22 protein-coding genes are annotated in these 20,975 nt (G+C 64.1%); 19 read left to right on the forward strand and 3 right to left on the reverse strand.

Features of this window, described 5'->3' with window-relative positions; translation table 11 throughout:
• Positions 1-68: 68 nt before the first annotated feature.
• From I6F38_RS25445 to I6F38_RS25480, 8 genes are all read left to right on the forward strand, one after another.
• Positions 69-539, forward strand: a complete 471-nt coding sequence (locus I6F38_RS25445; protein WP_225162273.1) for a hypothetical protein — start codon at positions 69-71, stop codon at positions 537-539.
• 479 nt (positions 540-1,018) lie between these two features.
• Positions 1,019-2,029, forward strand: coding sequence for a zincin-like metallopeptidase domain-containing protein (locus I6F38_RS25450; RefSeq protein ID WP_225162274.1), 1,011 nt, complete (start codon positions 1,019-1,021; stop codon positions 2,027-2,029).
• Between the two features lie 291 nt (positions 2,030-2,320).
• A complete protein-coding gene (locus I6F38_RS25455) occupies positions 2,321-2,467 on the forward strand; it encodes a hypothetical protein (protein WP_155258737.1) in 147 nt (48 codons plus the stop codon).
• A 16-nt stretch (positions 2,468-2,483) separates the two neighbouring features.
• Entirely contained in the window at positions 2,484-3,107 is a 624-nt protein-coding gene (locus tag I6F38_RS25460; protein ID WP_225162275.1) for a thermonuclease family protein, read from the forward strand.
• 652 nt (positions 3,108-3,759) lie between these two features.
• Positions 3,760-4,569: a DUF2285 domain-containing protein gene (locus I6F38_RS25465; protein ID WP_225162317.1), complete on the forward strand. Its 810-nt coding sequence runs from the start codon at positions 3,760-3,762 to the stop codon at positions 4,567-4,569.
• Between the two features lie 157 nt (positions 4,570-4,726).
• On the forward strand, positions 4,727-4,945 hold the full coding sequence (locus I6F38_RS25470) for a helix-turn-helix domain-containing protein (protein WP_035633119.1): 219 nt from the start codon (positions 4,727-4,729) through the stop codon (positions 4,943-4,945).
• Positions 4,935-5,474 carry a S26 family signal peptidase gene (locus I6F38_RS25475; RefSeq protein ID WP_225162276.1) on the forward strand — a complete coding sequence of 180 codons (540 nt, stop codon included), beginning with the start codon at positions 4,935-4,937 and terminating at the stop codon, positions 5,472-5,474. Before I6F38_RS25470 ends, I6F38_RS25475 begins: the two co-directional genes overlap by 11 nt.
• Before the next feature lie 428 nt (positions 5,475-5,902).
• Positions 5,903-6,313: a hypothetical protein gene (locus I6F38_RS25480; RefSeq protein WP_225162277.1), complete on the forward strand. Its 411-nt coding sequence runs from the start codon at positions 5,903-5,905 to the stop codon at positions 6,311-6,313.
• 381 nt (positions 6,314-6,694) lie between these two features.
• Here the strand turns inward: I6F38_RS25480 and I6F38_RS25490 are convergent, their stop codons facing one another.
• Complete coding sequence (locus I6F38_RS25490) at positions 6,695-6,955, reverse strand: hypothetical protein (protein ID WP_225162279.1); 261 nt, start codon at positions 6,953-6,955, stop codon at positions 6,695-6,697.
• 191 nt (positions 6,956-7,146) lie between these two features.
• On the opposite strand from I6F38_RS25490, the gene I6F38_RS44065 reads away from it, so the two are divergent.
• The 3 genes from I6F38_RS44065 (at position 7,147) to rlxS (ending at position 10,477) form a co-directional block, all read left to right on the forward strand.
• Complete coding sequence (locus I6F38_RS44065; RefSeq protein ID WP_276573514.1) at positions 7,147-7,269, forward strand: hypothetical protein; 123 nt, start codon at positions 7,147-7,149, stop codon at positions 7,267-7,269.
• A 351-nt stretch (positions 7,270-7,620) separates the two neighbouring features.
• Positions 7,621-7,932, forward strand: coding sequence for a DUF736 domain-containing protein (locus I6F38_RS25495; protein WP_225162280.1), 312 nt, complete (start codon positions 7,621-7,623; stop codon positions 7,930-7,932).
• A gap of 577 nt (positions 7,933-8,509) precedes the next feature.
• Positions 8,510-10,477: a relaxase/mobilization nuclease RlxS gene (rlxS, locus tag I6F38_RS25500; protein ID WP_225162281.1), complete on the forward strand. Its 1,968-nt coding sequence runs from the start codon at positions 8,510-8,512 to the stop codon at positions 10,475-10,477.
• 27 nt (positions 10,478-10,504) lie between these two features.
• Here the strand turns inward: rlxS and I6F38_RS25505 are convergent, their stop codons facing one another.
• Positions 10,505-11,095, reverse strand: coding sequence for an RES family NAD+ phosphorylase (locus I6F38_RS25505; protein ID WP_225162282.1), 591 nt, complete (start codon positions 11,093-11,095; stop codon positions 10,505-10,507).
• Complete coding sequence (locus I6F38_RS25510) at positions 11,092-11,757, reverse strand: hypothetical protein (protein ID WP_076826722.1); 666 nt, start codon at positions 11,755-11,757, stop codon at positions 11,092-11,094. The genes I6F38_RS25505 and I6F38_RS25510 overlap by 4 nt, the downstream gene beginning before the upstream one ends.
• Positions 11,758-12,238: 481 nt before the next feature.
• Here I6F38_RS25510 and I6F38_RS25515 point away from each other — a divergent pair, with 481 nt between their 5' ends.
• The 8 genes from I6F38_RS25515 (at position 12,239) to trbL (ending at position 20,975) form a co-directional block, all read left to right on the forward strand.
• Complete coding sequence (locus I6F38_RS25515) at positions 12,239-14,266, forward strand: conjugal transfer protein TraG (RefSeq protein ID WP_225162283.1); 2,028 nt, start codon at positions 12,239-12,241, stop codon at positions 14,264-14,266.
• A 12-nt stretch (positions 14,267-14,278) separates the two neighbouring features.
• On the forward strand, positions 14,279-14,836 hold the full coding sequence (locus I6F38_RS25520; protein ID WP_225162284.1) for a CopG family transcriptional regulator: 558 nt from the start codon (positions 14,279-14,281) through the stop codon (positions 14,834-14,836).
• Positions 14,829-15,812, forward strand: a complete 984-nt coding sequence (gene trbB / locus I6F38_RS25525; RefSeq protein ID WP_209909174.1) for a P-type conjugative transfer ATPase TrbB — start codon at positions 14,829-14,831, stop codon at positions 15,810-15,812. Before I6F38_RS25520 ends, trbB begins: the two co-directional genes overlap by 8 nt.
• A gap of 109 nt (positions 15,813-15,921) precedes the next feature.
• A complete protein-coding gene (locus I6F38_RS25530; RefSeq protein ID WP_035633115.1) occupies positions 15,922-16,191 on the forward strand; it encodes a TrbC/VirB2 family protein in 270 nt (89 codons plus the stop codon).
• Positions 16,191-16,448 (forward strand): VirB3 family type IV secretion system protein, encoded by a 258-nt coding sequence (locus I6F38_RS25535; protein WP_028343946.1) that lies wholly within the window; start codon positions 16,191-16,193, stop codon positions 16,446-16,448. The genes I6F38_RS25530 and I6F38_RS25535 overlap by 1 nt, the downstream gene beginning before the upstream one ends.
• Entirely contained in the window at positions 16,442-19,027 is a 2,586-nt protein-coding gene (gene trbE, locus I6F38_RS25540; RefSeq protein ID WP_225162286.1) for a conjugal transfer protein TrbE, read from the forward strand. Before I6F38_RS25535 ends, trbE begins: the two co-directional genes overlap by 7 nt.
• 26 nt (positions 19,028-19,053) lie before the next feature.
• On the forward strand, positions 19,054-19,806 hold the full coding sequence (trbJ, locus tag I6F38_RS25545) for a P-type conjugative transfer protein TrbJ (protein ID WP_225162287.1): 753 nt from the start codon (positions 19,054-19,056) through the stop codon (positions 19,804-19,806).
• Between the two features lie 11 nt (positions 19,807-19,817).
• On the forward strand, positions 19,818-20,975 hold the full coding sequence (trbL, locus tag I6F38_RS25550; RefSeq protein ID WP_225162288.1) for a P-type conjugative transfer protein TrbL: 1,158 nt from the start codon (positions 19,818-19,820) through the stop codon (positions 20,973-20,975).

Consider the following 20,975-nt stretch of genomic DNA (forward strand, 5'->3'; position numbering starts at 1 on the left):
CGATGCTCGCAGACCCGCGTCGCAGCCGCGTCATCCTGATCAATCCGGCCCGTGTCGAGCTTGGGGCGGTGCCGGATCCCGTGGCAAGGAGCTGGCGGGAGAGCCTCGGGCTGATTCCGGCAATCCGCGAGATCTTCGGCGTCGTGACCCACGTCGCTGGCGATCGGCCTTCTCCGTTGCTGACGGACCGGATTGCCGATGCGATGACCTTCCTTGCGGTCGAGCCGGTCATGTTGTGGCGCCATGACTGGTGGGCGGCGGAGGCCGAAGCGTCGGCAATCGAGCTTGTGTTTCTTGGCGGAGCCTGGCTCGAAGAGGACGTCCTGATCGCCGCTCTCGCGGGAGCCGGGCAGGGGTACGATGTGCGTCTCATGGCAGATCTTGCCGTCGCGCGGAGGCAGGAGGATCGACAGCTCGTGATCAATCGGCTCGCCCTGCACGGGATCGAGACCACGACGCTGCGGCAGACGATGCTGGAATGGGCGTCGTGCATCGATGATCTCGCCACGATACGCAGGGTTCAACAGCTGCTGTCATGATCGAGCGCCAAGCTCCGGCGGTCGTTGACCGGCGTAGAGGAGCGATCGGGTGTTGGGCGCACATCGTCCGCTGCTGCCGCGCGCGCCGCTCTCCGCTCGTCTATCGACCTTGACGTATCGCGGATCGACGACGCCCCGCCTTCATTGCGCTTTATTGATCCAGGGTGTCATGCCGGCTGTCCGATGACCGGCGTTGTCCACACGCCGCCGGTTTGTTCGTGAGCCGGCCTTGATGGCCGGCGCTCCTTTTTGAGGCCCGTCGGCGGGGTGGGCGGCGCTCCCGTATAGCCCCGAACCGGCAAGCCGCAACCGCGCCGTCACGCGTCTCCCGGCTCGCTCCCTGATCGTGGCGCGGTCCTCCGCCTGCGCTCCGGCCGTTCCGGTGCGTCCTGCCCCGAGCGTTCGGGGCTGCCCGCTCGCTCTTCGCCGCCCACCCCGCCACCGGGGACCTGTGCGGGAAGACAGCAAGGGACAGCAACATGTCACGCAAACACAGCCAGAGCGCGGCGAAGCCGCGTGCGACGCTTTATGAGGAAGTCACCGCCCGGATCGTCTCCGAACTCGAGCAGGGCATCGTGCCGTGGGTCCAGCCCTGGGGCAGCGGCAAGCAGCAGTCCGGTGTCGGACTGCCGCGCAACGCCGCGACCGGCCGGATCTACTCCGGGATCAACATCCTGATTCTCTGGGGCAGGTTGTTCGACGCGGGTTATCCCTCGCAGCAATGGCTCACCTTTCGGCAGGCCATCACGCTCGGCGGCACGGTCCGCAAAGGCGAGCATGGCACCGCCATCTGCTACGCCGACAAGTTCATTCCCCGGGATCGGCGGACGCAATCGCAGGATGATCCGCCATCGACGCCGAATCATGCGGGCGAGCTCCAGGCGGTGCCTTTTCTGCGGCGCTATACGGTGTTCAACGTCGCGCAATGCGATGGCCTGCCGGACCATTGCGGTATCGCGCCGGCGCCCTTGCCTGAACGCGAAATCGTGCCGGTGGCCGAGGCGCTTGCCCGCGCAACGCTCGCCGACATCCGCCATGGCGGGGCCGAGGCCTATTATGAATGCGACCGGGATTACATCCAGCTGCCGCCGCAGCCGGCGTTCTTCGACCAGATCAACTATTATCGCACCCTGTTCCACGAACTAGGACACTGGACGGGACATGGCAGCCGGCTCGGCCGCGACCAGAGCGGCAGTTTCGGATCGAGGCCCTACGCCAGCGAGGAACTGGTCGCCGAGATGACGGCCGCATTCGTCTGCGCGACGCTCTCCATTGTGCCGACGGTCCGGCACGCCGACTATGTCGGCAGCTGGGTCGATGTCCTGCGCGCGGACAACCGCGCGATCTTCCGCGCCGCGAGCAGGGCCTCAAAGGCCGCAGACCTCCTGCTGGCCTTCGGCGCGCCGCCTGTGGCCGGCCCGGCGGCAGCCATCGATACGCCGGACACGATCGCGGGTGCCGCGGACGATCATCCGCGATGGCCGGATTGATACGAGGCAGGGCAAACAGCGGGTTCGGTAACCGCTCCGCATGGCGCTGCCGCTCCAGACCGACGACGCCGCCACGACACCGCAAGCGGCCGACGGCCGAATCGAATCCGGGACAAATGGCGGCCGACCGTACCGATTCGGCCGCAGCGGCCTCGCCGCGGCTGCTTGCAGGGAGTCTCCGAGTCGTGAATCAAACCCTAACGCTGCAGGAAATAAGCTTGCGGCGCAGCCTCCGCGACTCAGACTATGAGTCCGGCTCGATCCACGGAAGCAACTGGACGGAGCCGGCCCATGCCAAATGCATTCAGCATCTTTGTTGACGGCGGTGCCATGGTGAAGCGGTGCGTTGCGCAGTGTGTGGTCGGAGGGGCGACGTTGACCGCGACGCTGGTGATGCTGGTGCGGGTCGTTTCCTCGCTGACGGTCGGGACGCCTTAGGCCGCGGACCGGACATATGGACAGGCTATCCGGGACGATGACGCCAGGGCAGGGCATGCCGCCGGAATTCGTCGCGGTGCGGTTGGACCGGATTTCGGGATGGCGGCGGCTTGCGGGCCGCGCATTCGCATTGCTTGTGATCGCCGGGGCACCGGCCGACCAGGCGCGCGCCGGCGACGTCGCCGGGCAGGCAAGCGTGATCGATGGCGACACCATCGAAATCCATGGCACGCGCGTGCGTCTCTACGGGATCGACGCGCCGGAGCACGACCAGCTCTGCAGCGACCGGCACGGCGGCCGCTATCGCTGCGGGCAGGTGGCCGCGAACGCGCTGGGTGCCTTCATCGGCAGGCAGGCGGTGGCCTGCGTCGAGGTCGACCGCGACCGGTACGGGCGCTCGGTCGCGGTCTGTAGCGCCGGCAAGGTCGACCTTGCCGAGTGGCTGGTGCGCGGCGGGCTTGCGGTCGACTGGCCGCGCTACAGCAAGGGTGACTACGCTGCGGCCGAAGCCTGGGCGCGCGGCAAGCAAAGCGGCATGTGGAGCGGACGATTTGTCGAGCCCTGGCGCTATCGTCAATGCGTCGGCGCCGGGGGCCGGTCAAATGACTGCTCCGGCGAAGGGACGGGCGGGCAGCGATAAGGCGAGGCGTCAGGGGCTGATCGGCGGGACCTCCGCGAACGGCAGTCGCTGCAAAAGGACCGCCAGAGCAAAGAAACCGGACCCATGTGCATCAATCCAGTGGCTGCTCGAGCCGTGTGCACATGGGGCCGGCCTGATCGTCGCCGCAGCCTCGCAAGAGCATCTTGCGATGCATCCGGTCGCCTCATCGCCACGATCGGCGATACCGCAGCGGCTTTGGCGCGCGGAAACCGCGCGCTTACTTCTTCATCTTCTTGGTCTTCTTGGCGACCTTCTTGGTCGCCTTCGCCGTCTTCTTCGCCTTCTTCGCTTTCTTGGCCATGTCGTCCTCTTGGTTCGGTTGGCTCGACGAATATGCGAACGCCGTGAATCTGCGCGCGCACCATCAAGCTAATCTGAAACTAGCAAGATTGATACCACGTTGGGTTAACGCGTGGCCTGGCGTTGCGGACCGATCAGCGATGCCCGCGTGCTGCTCTTGCTCTGCAGATGTTGTTGTACTCCCTTGCTCGCCATATGGCTTGCCGACGAGCCGAAGGCCCGTCGAGCGTGCCTCGCGTTCCGCATGCCAAGGCCCGGGAGCCGTGCTCTTGCCCCAATCGGCCGGAACGATCATAAGCGCAACCTCAAGGCGTGGTGGGCTCTCTTGAATATGTCGCATCACTGGCGAGCTCGGCGCGACGGCGGCGAAGCGGCTTCCGGTCAGGTCCGCTTCGACGCCGCCGATTGGGCATGGGAGTTCCTGCGGCGTAACGCCGACTATGCCGCGGATTGGCGGCGCTCCGTCCCGCGTCATCTTCCGTGCCTCACGCTGACCGACGGCACGCAATTGCTGCGGCTGCCGCGCCGGTTCCCGCAGGCCGAAAAATGGGGCCTGCTGGCCTTCTCAGACCCTGCGCTCGCCGCGCGCGATGCGCCGGTGCTCTGGCATGCGCGCGCGCTGAAACGCGTGGCGCGGCTCAAGGCGTTGCCGCCGCGCGAGGGCGACGAGGGACCGCCGAACGTGCTCGCCGACTTCAAGGTCGAGCGCCATGCGGTCATCGACGCTGACGGCCGGCTGCTCGTGCTGTTGAAGGGCAGGGGTGTCCACGTCGCGGTCGAGCTCCATGATCTCCCGGTTCTGACCCGCAGGTTCCGGCCGGTGTTCGAGCTCGAAAGACTATCGGAGCTTGCAGCCCAGACCGAACTCTTGAAGCGTCTGCAACGCTTCACGATGAAAGAGACGGCGCTGCCCGAAACATCATCCTTTGGCGCCGACGAGCGGCTGCGCCAGGCACTGCTCGCGCTCGACGAAAGCCTGAACGGCAAGACCTATCGGCAGATCGCGACCACGATCTTCGGCGCGAAGATGGTTGCCGACGACTGGCAGGGGCCGAGCCAGTTTCTTAAAGACCGGACACGGCGGCTGGTCGCCAAGGGCACCGAGCTGATGAAGGGCGGATACCGCGATCTGCTCGGCTGAGCGGGCGGCCTGCCTCACGCTGGACGAGACCTGCCCGCACGGGGTGGCAAACCGCGCTCGCTGATCTTCGCCACTCGAATTTGAGCGCGATCTGACGACGCTTCTTCTCGCATCCTGCGCGTTGCGCGGGCTCTCGCGAGAAGGAGTGCCGGACAACATGACGAAAATGGAAGACAAGCAGCCTGACAAGCCGTTCCTGAATACGGCGGAGGCGGCCGCCTGGCTCAGGCTCACCAAGAACACGCTGGAGAAAATGCGCGTGCAAGGGCGCGGGCCGGCTTACCGAAAGCACGGCCGCTACGTCCGCTATCACATCGAGGACCTCGTCGAATTCTCGCAGGCCAGCAAGCGGAGGTCGACTTCCGATGCGGATTGATCCACGCCATCGTTTCAGAAGGGCCGCGATCCTCGTAGTCATGTGCGGCGGCATCGTCACGCTGTGCATGGCCTTTGCTGACCGCGCGCCGCTCCTGATCTACAGCGCCTCCGGCAGCGCGCCGCTCGGCTTCTACATGCTCGAGCAACGCTTGCCGGTGAGGGGGGAGCTTGCGGTGCTGAGGCCGCCGCCTTCGATCGAGCTTCTGATCGTGGCGCACGAGATCGCGCTCCCGGCGGTGCCGCTGCTCAAGCAGGTGGTTGCGGTTCGCGGCGACGAGGTCTGCCGCACAAAGGACCCGACGGACGCGGTTTCGATAGGTGGCAAGGTCATTGCCGAAGTGCAGGCGAAGGACCATGCAGGCCGGCCGCTGCCGTCCTGGGAGGGCTGCATGCGGCTCGTCGACGGGGAGTATTTCCTGCTGCAGCCGCATCCCCTCTCGTTCGATTCCAGGTATTTCGGGCCGGTCCTGCGCTGCGATATTCTTGGTGTCGCTCGCCCGCTCTGGACGTGGAAGCCGGATGTTTGAGCGGCGGGTAACGGTGCGCGTTCCAGCGGAGCGCGCGCCCTTCCTCCGTTTCTTTGGCCTGGCACGATCGGCGGGCGTCCAGCCACGCGCTTCGAAAGAGATCTCGCGCCGATCGCCGTGTTGACCGCTTCGCCATGGTGGACCACCCCGGTGAACGGCAAAATGCGGTTATCCAATCTCTGATCGTCTGTCGAAATCGAAGCCAACGAGCTCGCTGGCTGAGCTTGATATCGAGCGGCGAGGTCAGATCCGGCACTTCGCTACTCGAATTAGCCAGTCTTGTTCAGAGCAGTCTCGCGCAGTGGTCGACATCCGCGGGCCATGCCTGATCCATTTCGCCCATTAGTCATTTGGTAATTGCAATCTTTGATCGGAGGTTAACGTCTCTGGTCGAGACTTTGCACCCAGCCTGACCGGAGACGTGGAAGTTGTCCTTCCAGCTGACCGTCCTGAAAGTGCTGGCCGGCCAGCCCGCCGGGCGGGCCTCCGTTGCCGAAGTTCGGCACGCGGTCGAAATACTGATGAACAGCGGCAAAGACTGGACTGATCGCATGAAGCGATTGGCCGAACATGCGCCTGACCTGAATATCTTCTCGGCCAAGTTTGTGGTTCGCGATGCGGAGGGTTGGGAGATCACGGAAGAGGGACGGCAATTCCTCGCCGCGCTTCAAACGGCGGTCGCTGTTCGAAGGTCGCCGCTTCGCCCGGTCGACGATCCGCCGACGAGCGAGCCCGCCGTAAGGAATGCGCTGAAACTATCTGATCCTCCGCGCAGGCACCGGCGCAACGGGCCGCGACGCCGTCGCGGGAAAGGTCGATCCAGTCGGCGTACAGCGTGAAGCATTACTCACAAAGCATCGATCTCTTTTGCATTAGTTATTGATGGACATGGACATGAATGCTCTTCCGGACAGGCGAAAGTCCGTGCGTAATCCGTCGCTGGACAATGCGTTGATCAGGTTTGGTGACCTGTCATTATGCTGTGTCGTACGCGATATCACAGAGAGTGGCGCAGCGCTCAGGGCAGAGGATCCGCCATCCTCGCTTCCCGACCAATTCACGCTTATTGTTCCGCCCAGCAGGACCTACTCGTGCAATGTCGTTTGGCGTGAAGGCGACTGGGTTGGCGTCGCGTTCGTGGTGTGACGACGACTTCCCAAGTGCACCTGAATTGCGTGGAAAACCCATGGCAATATGATCTACGTCACATTTGGTCCTGCCTAACTGGCACTATCCTGCTGTGATTTCAGCGGGACGCCATGGACGACGACTTTTGCAAAGAGAGAGCGCGGACTGTGCGGGCGCTCGCCGAACAGGCTGATCCTGTCATCAGGAAGCGTCTGTTGCAGCTGGCCGATCACTACGAGCGGCGCCTCGTGATTCAGCCAGATGGCGCCGATCGCGCTCCAAGGCGAGGCGCAGGACAGCGGACCATGTTCGCAGGCTGCGGAGCAAAATCGCAGGGGACACGTGAGCGGCATGGGTAGGCTCCAAGAACCGGCCGCGCGCCTGGTGGAGCGCGGCCGATTTCATAGATTAAAGTGGCTACTCCCAACGCAAGCCCTTCAGGGGCACGATCCGTCCGATCCACGCCAATTGCTGCGGCCAGAGTGGCTGTGTCGCGCCTCCTTTTACATGGCGAGGCGGCCAGGCCGGACGGGTTGATCCTGTCATGACGCCGCGCTTCGAGAGCGAGCTTCTGACGGATATTCTGGCGGTGCTGCCGGTTCATTCCCGCGAAAATCCAGCTGGTTTCCTTTGCGTTGGTCCGGCTGCGTCCTCACTGATGCGCTGACATCGGCCGATCGTCGACCGGTCCAACCGTTTTCTGGTGCTGCGCAGGCGGCGGTCGCCACGGTCATCTCCGTCAGTTCGGTCATGGGCTCGCGTCCAGCGCAGTCTCGATTGGGCTGATCAAGCCCGGGGGACGGCAAGGGCCTCGATCGCCTTCCCGCAACGGCTGCGCCTGCTTTTTTCCCCTGCCGCGAAGCGGCGGCATTCCTCGCGAAGGACAAAAAAGCAGGCCTATCGCCGTCCTCCGCTGGCGCTCTGGGCCTTAGCGGCTGCGGGCCGATCGCTCCCCGGGCCAGGGATCGCCATCGAGGCTGCGATGGGCGCGGCCCGAGCAAAACAGACGGAGATAATCATGGCGACCATCGGCACTTTCACCGCTTCGGACAACGGCTACGCCGGCGCGATCAAGACGCTGACGCTCAACATCAAGGCCAAGCTCGTCGCATCCGAGAAGGACAACGAGAAGGCTCCCGATTACCGCATCTTTGCCGGCAGCACCGAGTTCGGCGCCGCCTGGAAGAAGACCGCCCGCGACAGCGAGCGTGAATATCTCTCGGTCAAGCTCGACGATCCGAGCTTCCCGGCACCGATCTACGCCTCGCTGGTGAAGGTCGAAGGCGAGGAGGGTTTCAGCCTGATCTGGTCGCGCCGCAACGGCGACTGACCCTGACGGATCATCGGCCCCGCCTCCTCGGAGGCGGGGCCTTTTTTGCGTTTCTCGCGTCGCTTTGCAAAGAGCAGAGCAGTATTTTCACGTTCTGAAGAGGGGCTTCGCCGCCGGCCAAATACGATCAGTCGGACGGATTTCGTGCGCGGCGTTTCGCGCTGATTTCCCGGAATTCCATGTCGCTTAAGGCTCCGATTGCGCGCGCTGTCTCGCCAGTTCGAACACCGACCGCGCCCTGCGCGCGATTGCTCTCTGAGCCCGAATTGCTGTTCGGCCGATTGCTGAAATCCAATCCCTCGTGGGACTTGCACCTTCGGACCTGTGGCGATTTGAGCAAAGTGAGAGACAGCAGGGCTGAGGGCGGAGCAGAGTGTGGCGTAAGGCAAGATTAAAGCACCGGCGTTCGACGAGCTACAAGTCCTTGTCTGCACATCAAGGAGTTGGCGATACGGCGCAACGGGATGTCGCCAATCGGGCTTCAAGGCGATGCCAGTGCTCGTCGTTCGCGTCTGCGACTTGGCGACGGATCTTTGGCTTCACATATCCGCGGTCTTCTAAAGGGGGAGCCCGTGTGATGCATGGCATCGATGACGACGAACTCGAACCGAAGCTCGGCCGCATCGGCAACCGCAAGGCCAGAAAGCCGTCCGGATATCTTCGACGTGTTCGGCAGGCCGCAGAACGCGCCGGCCGCACGGCTCGTCACGCGTCGAACTTCTCGGGCGGTCGAATCGGCCGCGGATACGCGCAAGGTGCGGTGCTTGCCGGTCGGGGCCGGAACAAGAGGCTGCGCCGGGTCGTGGTCAAGGCGCGGATCGTGCGCATCAAGGCCGGCGACGCAGGCGCCGTCCGGGCGCATCTGCGCTATGTGCAACGCGACGGCGTGACGCGCACAGGTGAACCTGGCGAACTCTATGATGCAGCCAACGATCGCGCCGACGGCAAGGCGTTCACTGAACGAAGCGCCGGAGACCACCACCAGTTTCGCTTCATCGTTGCACCGGAGGACAGCGCGGAGCTCTCTGACCTGAAACCCTTTATCCGTGACCTGATGCGGCAGATGGAGAGTGACCTCGGCACCAGGCTCGACTGGGTCGCGGCGGATCATTTCAACACGGGCCATCCGCATAGCCATGTCGTGCTCCGCGGCAAAGATGACGCGGGGCATGACCTCGTGATTGCACGGGACTATATCGCCCACGGCCTTCGGGCGCGGGCCTCCGACCTCGTCACCCGCGAGCTCGGCCCTGAGACCGAGATCGAGACCGCGCGCAAGCTTCAGCAGGAGGTCACGGCCGAGCGGTTCACGCGGATTGACCGGGCTATCCTGCGCGACGCCCGTGATGGTGTCCTTGAGCTTGCACAGGCCGCGCGGGATCCGGTTTGGCACACGATGCGCATGGGCCGGCTGCGGACGCTCGAGCGGATGGGATTGGCGGAGGAAGACAATCCCGGCCGCTGGCGCCTTGACGGGGAGCTCGAATTGAAGCTCCGGCGGATGGGCGAGCGCGGCGACATCATCAAGACCATGCATCGCGAACTGCGTGCGGCGGGCATCTCGCGGGCGGCAGCCAGCTATGCGATCTTCGATCCGCGGAGCGCGGGCCGGCGCCTGATCGGGCGGGTCGTTGGCGAAGGGTTTGCGGATGAACTGATGGAGCGCCGCTATGTGGTGATCGATGGGGTCGACGGGCTGACGCACTATGCCGAGGTCGGTGCTCTCGGCGCCAACGAAGAGCTGCCCGCGCGGAACACGATTCTGGAGCTTAGGCCGCGTTCGGCGGAGCTGCGCCCGGTGGATCGAACGATCGCCGAAGTGGCCGCGGCCAATGACGGCTCTTACAGCGAGCGCCTGCACCGGGAGCTGGATCCGCAAGCATCGGCCGAATATATCGGAACCCATGTCCGGCGACTGGAGGCGATGCGTCGGCAAGGGACGGTCAGCCGCCTTGCCGATGGCGGCTGGAAGGTCGGCCAGGACTATCTCGATCGGGCTTTTCGGTACGAGGAACTCGAGCGCTCGCGCAATCCGTTGCGCGTTGCGGTGTTGTCTTGGCAAAGGCTCGAAGAGCTGCCGCAGGCAGTCGGTGCGACCTGGCTCGACCGGAAGCTCCTCGCAAGGGAATCCGATGGGCTCGCGCCAACCGGTTTCGGCGCGGAGGTCGAGACGGCATTGCGGGCGAGACGGCAGTGGCTGATCGAACAGGGGCTGGCGCGAGAAGAAGGAGGGCGGGCGCGCTATGCGCGGAACATGCTGCATATCCTTGAAGAGCGCGAGCTGGCGAAAACGGCGGCGGACATTTCCGCTCGCACCGGGCTCGAATATCGCAACGTCAGGGCCGGCGACAGCCTCAGTGGCATCTACAAGCGGATGCTGACGCTCAGCAGCGGGCGGTACGCGCTGATCGAGCAGTCGCGCGAATTCGTCCTGGTGCCTTGGCGGCCGGTTCTGGAGCGCGCGCGTGGCCAACTCGTCAGCGGCAGCGTCGGCGGAGCGGGCATTTCCTGGTCGATCGGAATGAAGCGCGGCATCGGACGCTAGTCCAGAGCCTCTCCGACTTCGACGGGGCTAGCCGGGTGCAAGCCCGACCCTGTACCGCTGCGCAAGGCGCCAGAACCAGTCCTGATCGAGGTCAGTCTGTCGATCGATTTCTCTGACTGAGCTGCGTGCGCGATCGAACAGCGCATAACAAAGACCTTCGTCGTCGTGGCGGGCGTAATAGGCGATGCCGTCGGGATTGAGCGGATGATTGAAAAGCGCCTTCGACCAGGCCTGCGGTACGTCGTAAGGCAGTCCGCCATGCACCACCTCGGCGGTCGCGCCGAAAATGGCGAGCGAGGGGCCGGCCAGTCTGGCCAGCGAAAGATCTGATGTGATCTCGAGGCGAGCATAGGCCTTGCGACGGAGCAGGCGGGGATCGAGCAGGGTCCGTCCCGGCACGCGCAGGAACGTCTCCGCGAAGGCGCCAAAAGGCTCCCGGGCGGCATAGAGAACGCCATAGCTCCCGTCGGGCGCGTTCAGCCGGCCGAGACGCGATGCATCGAAGAAGATCGGATCGTACCCGGCGGTGTAGAACCGGTGAACGACCGTACCCGCCCGCAGCCGGACCTGGCGGGGACGGCGACGATCGAGATCGTCCGGCGGCAGCGGAGCGCTCACGCGCCTTGCTGAGCCATGCGCCGCGCGGCCTCGACCACAAGTTCAACCTTGCCTTCCCTCAGGAGGTCGATCGGCTTGCGGCCACCCAACCGGTCGTCAGGCTGGGCGAGGAAGTTCAGAACCGTCCAGGGGTTGTTGGTCGGCAGCGCCTCCTGGACGGACTTGAGACCTTCGACGACGGTGCCGTCGACGTTGAACTGAAGCGTCGGAAAGCTTCGATGGTTGCTGGGACCCGGTACCGCAAGGAGGCTGCCTTCCTGCACGCGCTTGTCGACGGCCTGCCGCGAGATGCCCCGCAGGAGCGTTCTGACCTGGTCCAGATCATACGCACCGCCGGATCGCCGAAGATCCTCCTGCGCAATGCGGACGCCCTCGAGAACGGCGAGCGCGCGGGCATTGGGCGCGAATGCGTCCTTGTTGACGACAGCGGTTTTCTTTGCCGCCTCGGAGAAGAACCGGAAGGCTTGCCCCGTTAGTTGCTTGTTCTGCTCACGCACCTTCTGCAGTGCGGTCACGCTTTTGGAAACGATGGCGACCTGCGCGTCGGCAGGGAGCGCGAGGCTCTTCAGGGCCGCGGGTTTCTGCTTAAGTACCATCATCACACCGTCCTCGTGGACGGACAGATCCTCGGTACCGGAGGGCTTTGACTGTGCCTTGGACATGAGCTGAACTCCGCCTTCAATATCGGTATCGAATGCAACTTTGTCAACTTTGACAAACCACAGCAGAGGTATTATAGTAGTATAATTGATCCGATGTAAGAGATCGCTGCCATCGCGCAGCCCGTCGCGCGGATAGTGCTTTCGTCCCCGTGCGCCCTTTTTCAGGCTGACGGTCGATGCGACCATCGACGTTGAAGGCACAAGCGGCCTTCGTTCGATTCCTTCATTCGCTGGGTGTGCGCATGCGCGATCACCAATCCTGGGCAAGCCCGAACCAGTGATCCAGTTTGATCATGCCATTCACCTTCAATTGAGGAGCTTCCTCACCCACGCCGAGACTGCCGCGACAATGATCTTGCTTCGATGGGTTTGATCGAGCCGGATCTCGTTGCCGACGGCGATTTTTATTCAGGTTGAATGCGAGCCGTCATCCCGCTTTTCATCTCGCCGCGCTCGTTGCGAGCGTCGAGTGGGGCGGACAATGTTTCCGGCAAAAATCTACGTCGGTCAGATCACGGTTGTCTTCGGCATCGTCATCGCGTCGACATGGGGAGCGACGCAATGGACGGCGGCGGCGCTCGGATTTCAGGCGCGGCTTGGCGCGCCGTGGTTCGCCGTTAGCGGCTATCCGGTCTATCTGCCCTGGCGATTGTTCGAATGGTGGTTCGCCTATGAGGCCTATGCGCCCGAGATATTTGAGGAGGGCGGGGCTATCGCTGCGGCTGGCGGCATTGCGGGCGCGCTGTTTGCAATCGTCAATTCGGTGTGGCGGGCGCGGCAAAACCAGCTGGTCACGACCTACGGCTCCGCGCGCTGGGCCAATGTGAAGGAGATCCGCGCTGCCGGCCTGCTCGCGGGCAGGGGTGTGTTCCTCGGGCGATTTGAAAATTACTACCTGCGTCACGATGGACCCGAGCACGTCATGTGTTTTGCACCGACGCGGTCGGGCAAGGGCGTGGGGCTGGTGCTTCCGACACTGCTGTCCTGGACTTCATCGGCGGTCGTGCATGACATCAAGGGCGAGAACTGGGAGCTGACGTCCGGCTGGCGCTCGACCTTCTCGCATTGTCTGCTGTTCAATCCGACCGATCCAGCAAGCGCGCGCTACAATCCGCTGCTCGAGGTCCGCAAGGGCGCGGCCGAAGTTCGCGATGTTCAGAACATTGCCGACATCCTGGTTGACCCGGAAGGGGCATTGGAGCGTCGAAGCCACTGGGAGAAGACCAGCCACTCGCTGCTCGTCGGCGTCATCCTCCACGTCCTCTATGCAGAGCAACAGAAGACGCTGACACGGGTCACCGAGATCCTGGCTGACCCGGCGCAGTCCTTCGAGAAGACGCTGCGGATCATGCTGGCTACCAACCATCTCGGAACAGAAGCCGAGCCGAAGGTCCATCCCGTCGTCGCCGCGACCGCGCGGGAGTTGCTAAACAAGTCTGAAAATGAACGTTCCGGCGTGCTGTCCACCGCCGTGAGTTTCCTTGGCCTCTATCGCGATCCGGTCGTCAGCCGGAATACCGAGAGCTGCGATTGGCGCATCGCGGACCTCGTTGGTGCGGACAGGCCGGTCACGCTCTACCTGGTCGTCCCGCCGTCAGACATCAGCCGCACCAAGCCGTTGATCCGGCTGATCCTCAACCAGATCGGCCGCCGATTGACCGAGTCCTTGAACGTCAGGGCTGGCGATGCAATGCATCGCCAGCTGCTCCTGATGCTGGATGAATTTCCTGCGCTCGGCCGGCTTGATTTCTTTGAGAGCGCGCTCGCCTTCATGGCCGGCTACGGCATCCGCGCCTATCTGATCGCCCAATCGCTCAATCAAATCGCCAAAGCCTATGGCGAGAACAACGCGATCCTGGACAATTGCCACGTCCGTATCGCCTTTGCGGCCAATGACGAGCGAACCGCGAAGCGCATTTCGGATGCGCTCGGCACCGCAACGGAACTTCGGGCACAGCGGAATTATGCCGGTCACCGGCTCGCGCCCTGGCTTGGCCATGTCATGGTCAGCCGCCAGGAAACCGCCCGGCCGCTGCTCACTCCAGGCGAGGTGATGCAGCTGCCCCAAGATCAGGCCATCGTGCTTGTCTCGGGGCTTGCGCCGGTTCGGGCTCGCAAGCTCAGGCACTACGAGGACTCAAATTTTGTGACGCGCTTGCGTCCGTCACCGCCCCTCGGCGACGGCGAATACCGCGATCGCCCGGCTGCACGTCCGAGCGATTGGGGGCGCCAGATCCGGGCGGTCGATCTCCGGTTGGCAACGCTTCCATACCGCGATCTCATGCACGCGGGCGCGGAGGAGGGCGGGCTCAAACAGCAACTGCCGCTGTTTGAGGAAACGGTGCCCCAAGCCGAGGCGACGCGGTTTGCCGAGGAGCGGCTGCTCGACGACGACGCAGATGTGGCGGCGGATCGCAACCAGATGCAGCGCGCGGCGAATGCCTCCAACGCCATCCGCAGCGCTCATGCCGTCACGCGCGATGACGACGATCTCCTTCCTGCATTCTGAGGGGCACTCCCAATGAAACCAAAGCTATCCGCCTATGTCTCCGACAGCGTGGCGCAACGGCTCGAACTCGCGGCCAGGCGGCCGGGCACCAACAAGTCGGCGATCGTCGACGCCGCCCTCGACCGCTTTCTCAATCCGGAGCGGGATGCAAGCGGAGACGCAGCCCTGATCCGCAGGCTCGACCGGATGAGCCGGCAGCTCGATCGGGCAGACCGTGATCTCTCGATCATGGCGGAAACCATCGCACTGTTCGTTCGCTACTACCTGACGATCACGCCTCCGCTGCCCGCTGGAGACCAGGACGCCGCGCGTGCGCTCGGGCGCGAGCGGTTCGAGATGTTCGTCGCGCAGGTCGGCAAGCGTATCGCCTCGGGCGGCCGGCTGGTTGCCGACGTCATGGAACAGGTCTCGACAGCAAATCCGGACCTCTTCATGCGGCATCTGGAGGAGGGCGCGCCGCTCGGCGCCGGCGAGGCGCAGACCACGACAACAGAATCCCGCTCGCACCACGCGGCGGGCCAGCAGCCGGAGCCGTCTCCGGCTGGGCGAGAGGAGGTCGGCAATGTCTGACCTTCTCTCGCCCGAAACCCGCGAGCGCCGCCGCGGCATGCTGCGGACCGCTATGGGGCCGGCGATCGCGCTGGCGCTGGAAGAGGCCGAGGTTGTCGAGGTGATCGTCAACCCGGACGGCAGGCTCTGGCTCGAGCGGCACCGGTCCGGACGTACTGATACCGGCGTCATTCTGACGCCGCAGGAATCGGAGCGGATCATCCGACTGGTCGCAAGCCATGTGCGGGCCGAGGCCAGCGCATCCTTCCCGATCATATCGGCCGAACTTCCCGAGACCGGCGAGAGGTTCGAAGGCGTGCTGCCGCCGGTCTCGCTCGCGCCCTGCTTTGCCATCCGCAAGCCCGCTACGACGACGTTTCTTCTCTCCGATTATGTCAGGGCGCAGATTGCCTCGCCCCTGATGGCCAAGGTGCTGGCGGCGGCCGTTGTCGAAGGCCGCAGCATCCTGGTTGCGGGCGGCACCGGATCGGGCAAGACGACGCTCGCCAATGCGCTCCTGGCCGAGATTGCACGCCTCGATGAGCGTATCGTCATCATCGAGGACACCCGCGAGCTGCGCTGCGAGGCCAAGGACGTCGTGACGCTGCGCACCAAGCCTGGCGTCGCGAGCCTTGCCGATCTCGTGCGCTCAACGCTTCGCCTTCGTCCCGATCGCATCATCGTGGGCGAGGTGAGGGGCGCCGAGGCCCTCGACATGCTGAAGGCCTGGAATACGGGCCATCCCGGTGGGATCGCCACGGTTCACGCCAACTCGGCGCGCGCCGCGCTCTATAGGATTGAGCAATTGATCCAGGAGGCTGTCGCCACCGTGCCGCGCCGGCTCATCGCCGAGGCGATCGACCTCGTCGTCTTCATCAGGGGACGGGGTCCTGCGCGCCGGATCGAGGCGATCGCCGAGCTCAAGGGCCTCGATCCTTCCGGCGATTACCTCCTGGAGAACCCGCCAGGCCTTCCAAACGGTTCGCATCGTCCCTGATCTACACGGAGAATACGACATGTCTGGTTTGCCCCGATCAACGGCGCATTTCTGCTTTGGCCGAATTTACAAGCGTTTCCTCATCGAGCTGGGAGGAGGCCTCGCGTGCATGCTCCTGACGGGCCCGGCTGCGCACGCCGCAGGCTCGGGCATGCCGTGGGAAGCGCCGCTCGAGCGCATCCTGGAGTCGGTGCAGGGACCGGTCGCGAAGATCGTAGCCGTCATCATCATCACGGTAACCGGGATTTCGCTTGCGTTCGGCGACACCTCGGGTGGCTTCCGCAAGATGGTCCAGGTCGTCTTTGGCCTCTCCATCGCTTTCGCGGCGAGCTCTTTCTTCCTGTCGTTCTTCTCATTCGGCGGCGGAGCGCTGATCTGATGCGTCCCGACGGCTTTGAACTCGTGCTCCATCGCTCGTTGACCGAGCCCATTCTGCTCGGCGGTGCGCCGCGCTCTGCGGCCATCCTGATCGGCACCCTGTCGGCCGTGCTGGCGCTCGGGCTGCGGCTCTGGCTCGCAGGCGTCGTGCTCTGGATCGTCGGGCACGCCATCGCGGTGTGGCTTGCCAGGCGCGATCCCGCCTTTGTCGAGGTCGCAATCCGTCACACCAAACACAAGGGCTGGCTCGCATGCTGAATTTGAGAGAATTCCGTTCTCATGCCTATCGTCTGGCCGACTGGTTGCCCTGGGCGTGCCTCGTCGCGCCTGGCGTGATCCTGAACAAGGACGGCAGCTTTCAACGTACCATCCGCTACCGGGGCCCGGATCTCGACAGCGCGACCGAGGCCGAGCTCATGAGCGTGACCTCGCGGGTGAACAACGTCTTAAAGCGCTTTGGCTCGGGTTGGGCCCTGTTCTTCGACGCTACGCGGATTCCGGCGTCGGAGTACCCGCGCTCACGGTTTCCGGACGCGGTGTCGTGGCTTGTCGATGAGGAGCGGCGGGCCGCCTTCGAAAGCGTGTCCGAGGCCTCCTGGGACGATCCGTCGCGTCCGCGCGGACAGCATTTTGAGAGCGCGTTGCATCTCACTTTGATGTACCTGCCGCCGGCCGAGCGCGTGTCGCGGCTGGAGGGACTATTCCTCGAGCGTTCGCGAGACGAGCGGGGCCCGGGACGATCACGCCGTCAGCGCCATGCGCAGCATGCTTCCGAGGCTGATCGAAAAAGCGGCCGGCCGGACGATCCGGTCGCCACGTCGGCTCGTGAGACTGACCAGCCCCTGCCGTCGCGGGAGCACAGCTATCGTGATCATCTCGAGCGCTTTGTCCAGGAAACGGACCGGGCGATTGATCTTCTGTCTTCGGTCCTGCCCGAGATCTGGCCGCTCGATGACGAGGAGATACTGACCTACCTGCATAGTTGCATCTCGACCAAGCGGCACCCGGTCGCCGTGCCCGAGATTCCGGCCTATCTCGATTGCTTCCTCAGCGACGAGCCGTTGACTGGTGGATTGTCGCCGGCGATCGGCCGAAGCCATCTTCGTGCGCTGACCGTGCTCGGCTTCCCGCACGTGACCTTTCCCGGACTGCTGGATGAGCTGAACCGGCTTGGCGTTGCCTATCGCTGGGCCACCCGATTCCTGCCGCTCGACCGCACGCAGGCGCATTCCTCGCTATCGCGATATCGCCGCCAGTGGTTTGCCAAGCGCAAATCGCTGGGAGCAATCGTGAAGGAGGTCATGTTCAACGAGCAGACAGCGCTCGTGGACACGGACGCCAGCAACAAGGCTGCCGACGCGGACACTGCGCTGACGGAGCTCGGCGATGATCTCGTCGCGTTCGGTTACATCACGACGACCGTCACTGTCAGCGACGAGGACGCGCGCGCCGCCGACGACAAGATCCGGCTCATTGAGCGCGTGATCAACAGCCGGGGCTTCACCACGATCCGGGAAAGCGTCAATGCGGTCGAGGCGTGGCTTGGCAGTCTGCCAGGACAAGCCTATGCGAATATCCGCCAACCCATCGTGCACACGCTCAATCTGGCGCATATGTGCCCGTTGTCGGCGGTGTGGGCCGGACCAGCCCGATGCGAGCATCTCGATGGACCGCCGCTTCTGATCGCCAAGACCAAGGGCGCAACCCCCTTCCGGCTTTCGCTGCACGCCGGCGACGTTGGGCATTCCATCGTTGTTGGGCCGACCGGCGCCGGCAAGTCTGTACTGCTCTCGATGCTGGCTCTGCAGTTCCGGCGCTACCCGAATGCCCAGCTGATCACATTCGACAAGGGCCGCTCCGCGCGCGCGACAACGCTTGCGCTGTCGGGCGCGTGGTACGAGCTCGGCGCCAAGGGTGGCATCGCGTTCCAGCCCCTGAAGGATGTTGCGGAGGAGGGGGCGCGGCTTTGGGCGCTCGACTGGCTTTGCGGCGTCCTTGCCCACGAGCGGGTGGGCGTGACGCCGGAGGTCAAGGAAACCATCTGGTCGGCACTCAAGAGCCTGGGTACGGCGCCGGTGTCCCAGCGCACGATGACCGGGCTCGTGGCCTTGCTCACCCGAGACGCCCTGCGTCAGGCGCTCCAGCCCTACACGCTGGAGGGACCTTACGGCCGCTTCCTCGATGCGGACGCCGACCGCCTTTCGAGCGCCGACGTCCTGACCTTCGAGATGGAAGAGTTGATGGCGCTGCCGGGGCTGGTCGCACCCGTGCTCACCTATCTCTTTCATACTCTGGAGTCGCGCTTCGATGGACGTCCGACCCTGCTGGTGCTCGATGAGGCCTGGGTCTTCCTTGACGACCCGCTGTTCGCGAGTCGAATTCGTGAGTGGCTGAAGACGTTACGCAAGAAGAACGTGTCGGTGGTATTCGCCACTCAATCACTTGCTGATATCGCGGACAGCGAAATCGCGCCCGCGATCATCGAGTCCTGTCCGAGCCGCATATTCCTGCCCAATCCCCGGGCACTTGAGCCGACCCAGACCGAGACCTATCGGCGCTTCGGCCTCAACGACACGCAAGTGCGCCTGATCGCCGAAGCCTTTCCCAAGCGCGACTACTATCTGCAGTCTCGTGCCGGCAACCGCCTGTTCGAACTTGGCCTTGGACCGGTGGCGCTTGCGCTGGTCGGGGCCTCCTCGCCGGACGATCAGCGCATCATTGACGCGGTCCTGGCCCGTTCGGGACCCTACCATTTTGCCGAACGCTATTTCGCTGAACGCGATCTGCACTGGGCGGCCAACCTGATCAGCACCTTTGAACAGGCCCACAAGGCCTGACCCGATCTCAATCTGCGGAGTATTCCATGCTCGAAAGTGTCGGCCGCCTGGGCGCGCGTACAACTACAAGAATTATCGTCACGGTAGCACTATCTGTCGTCGTCGCTGTGAATGGATCGCGGCGGGTCGGGGCGTTCGATATCGTGTTCGACCCCTCGAACTACAGCCAGAATCTTCTAACTGCCGCTCGCGCGCTCGAGCAAATCAATAACCAGGTCAGGAGCCTCGAAAATCAGGCTCAGTCGCTTCTCAATCAAGCAAAGCATCTGGCAAGCCTCCCGACCAGTGTCGTCGGCCAGCTCACTTCGACCATCGGTCAGATGAACAGCCTCATTACGCAGGCAAAAGGCATCTCGTTCGACGTTCAAAAGACCCAGCAGGATTTTGCGCAGCTCTATCCTCGGCAGTATGGCGCCGCCACCTCCGCTGACAGGATGGTCCAGGATGCAACCGCACGCTGGAACAACAGCTATGAGGGGCTCAAGCAGGCGCTCACAATCCAGTCGGCCATCGTCAGCAACCTGGACCAGGACGGCCAGACGCTTCGCACTTTGATGGCGAATTCGTCAGCTGCGGTCGGCTCCTTGCAGGCCCAGCAGTCCGGCAACGAGCTGCTGGCTTTGCAGGTCAAGCAGGCACTGCAGACGCAGGCGCTGCTGGCAACTCAAGCCCGCGCTGACGCGTTGAGGGCGGCTGAGGAGCGCGCGTCCGCGGCGGCCGCCCAGGAGCGTTTTATCCGCTTCATCGGCGATGGCCACGCCTACGCCGGCGGCAGATAGGAGAGGGTGCCATGGCTGATCTCTCCGTCATCGATCGTTTCACCGAGACGTTCTCGCGCTATATCGATTCTGGCTTTGGCCTTCTGTCAGGCGAAGTCTCGTTCCTGAGTTCGACGCTCGTCGTCATCGACCTCACGCTTGCCGGGCTTGCCTGGAGCGTGCGGGCCGACGACCAGATCCTGGTGACGCTTGCCAAGAAGATCCTCTACGTCGGTGCATTCGCCTTCATCATCGGCAACTTCAAGGGCCTTGCCGACATCATCTTCAACTCGTTTTCTGGCATCGGCCTGAAAGCGTCCGGCGGCACATTGAGCCCGGCTGATCTGGCCCGGCCGGGTTTTGTTGCCGCCGCTGGGTTCACCGCGGCGCATCCGCTTCTCGAGGAGGCGAGCCAGTTCTCGGGCTTCGATGTGCTGACGAACCTGCCGACGATCGTGATCCTCTTGTTCTGCTGGATCGTGATCGTGCTCGCGTTCTTCGTGCTGTCGATCCAGCTGTTCGTGACCCTGATCGAGTTCAAGCTCACGACACTCGCAAGCTTCATCCTGGTGCCGTTCGCGCTCTGGGGTAAGACGGCCTTTCTTGCCGAAAAGACGCTCGGCAATGTCGTTGCCTCCGGCGTCAAGGTGATGGTGCTGGCGATTGTCGTCGGCATCGGCTCGACTATCTTCGGTCAACTCGCGAGCACTTTGACGCGACCGGTCGATATTGCGTCGGCCATGAGCTTGTTACTCGCGGCGCTTGCTCTGTTTGGACTTGGAATCTTCGGTCCGGGCATTGCTGCGGGTCTCGTGTCCGGTGCGCCTCAACTGGGGGCCGGGTCGGCGGCGGGTACGGTGGCCGGTGCTGCTGCTGTCGCAATCGGAGGCGGAGCGGTCGCCATGGGCGGCCTTCGCATGGCCGCCGGCGGGTCGATGACGGCGGTCCGTTCCGCGGCGTCGCTGAGTGGAGCATCGTCGATTGGCGGCGGTGCGGCCCGCTCGGCCGCGGCCGAGCAGCCGCCAGGCGGAGGCGCTGGAGCAGCGAGCGGAGCCGCGGCTGCCGGCCCTTCGCGCGCAACTGCGACGCCCGCCCGACACGCCAGGGAAGCCGCGCAGATTGCCGCCCATACCCTGAAGGAAGGGGACAGGGGCGGTCATTCCTCGGGTCCCAAGCTTGGGGAGGACTGA

It is taken from the genome of Bradyrhizobium sp. BRP56 (assembly GCF_020194035.1).
Lineage (GTDB): Bacteria > Pseudomonadota > Alphaproteobacteria > Rhizobiales > Xanthobacteraceae > Bradyrhizobium > Bradyrhizobium australafricanum.